1 protein-coding gene is annotated in these 1,316 nt (G+C 39.5%); it reads left to right on the forward strand.

The window, feature by feature from the left end:
• Positions 1 to 146: 146 nt before the first annotated feature.
• The coding region (locus tag H5072_RS19630) for an MFS transporter (RefSeq protein ID WP_182694533.1) at positions 147 to 1,316 on the forward strand (1,170 nt) is incomplete at its 3' end.

Below are 1,316 nucleotides of genomic sequence, written 5' to 3' on the forward strand. Positions count from 1 at the left end.
ATGCATGACTCTGTACTTTTTTTAACTTAAAATAGCACTTTCACAGACTACCCTCTCACACCAAAATTTAAGCATACATATAATATTTTCTATTCAGAATTTATTGCGCTGTTTCACTTTTAAAATTAAATCTTAAGGGATCATCTATGACATCAGATGTAACGTCGGCATCTAGTCAACTTAACAGAACCGCTATTTTACTCGTATTAGCACTTGGCACATTTATTTTAGGATTATCTGAGTTTTCGATGATGCCTATGCTGCCACTAATTAGCGAAACATTTGGCTCAACGCCCTCACAAAGTGGTTACGCAATTAGTGCTTACGCCATTGGTGTTGTAGTGGGTGCGCCTATTTTAATGCTTACCACTGCTAATATGAGAAAGCGCAAAGCATTGCTCATTTTTATAAGCTTAATGTTTATCTCAAACGGGTTAAGCGCGATGGCAACGTCGCTTGAGCAGCTTGTAATATTTAGATTTTTAAGTGGCTTACCTCATGGTGCATATTTTGGTGCTGCTATTTTATTAGCATCAGATATTGCCCCAAAAGGTAAGCGTGCAAGCTTTATGTCTAAGGTGTTTATGGGTTTAACTGTGGCTACTATTGTTGGCGTGCCTATAGTTACACTTGTAGGTCAAAATTTAAGTTGGCGTTATTGTTTAGCTGGCGCTGCAGTACTGGCCTTTATTGCTTTTGTTTTTGTTTATAAAGTAGTGCCTAGTATCGATAACGCTAAGCCTTCTAACTTACTAAACGAGTTTGGCGTACTTAAAAATAAACTGGTTTGGTCCATTTTGGGTATTGTAATTATTGGCTTTGGCGGAGTGTTTTGTATTTATACTTACATTGCCGACACCATATTAGTGGTAACAAAAACAGCTCCGTATACTATTTCTATCGCAATGGTAATGTTTGGTATCGGTTGTACACTCGGTAACTATGTACTGGGTAAAGCTGCCGATAAATCAGCAATTAAAACGACTGGCCTTGCGCTTGTATGTACTATTGTATTTGCCTTTGCATATGTAACGGCAAGCCATAATATTTGGGCTCTTTACGCGGTGATCTTCTTTATTGGTTGCAGTGTGGGCTTGGCTACGCTGATTCAAACGCTTTTAATGGACGTTGCGCCCGAAGGCCACGCTATGATTGGTGCCTTAGTACAGTGCGCATTTAATACTGCCAATGCTATAGGTCCTTGGGTTGGCGGAATAGCAATAGCGCAAGGTGCTGCACCTAATCAAACAGGTTACGTAGCAGCTGCATTGTTTTTAGGTGGTTTGGGTATGTGGCTATTAAGTTACTTACAACTA

The organism is Pseudoalteromonas sp. SR45-5, assembly GCF_014163565.1.
GTDB lineage: Bacteria > Pseudomonadota > Gammaproteobacteria > Enterobacterales > Alteromonadaceae > Pseudoalteromonas > Pseudoalteromonas distincta.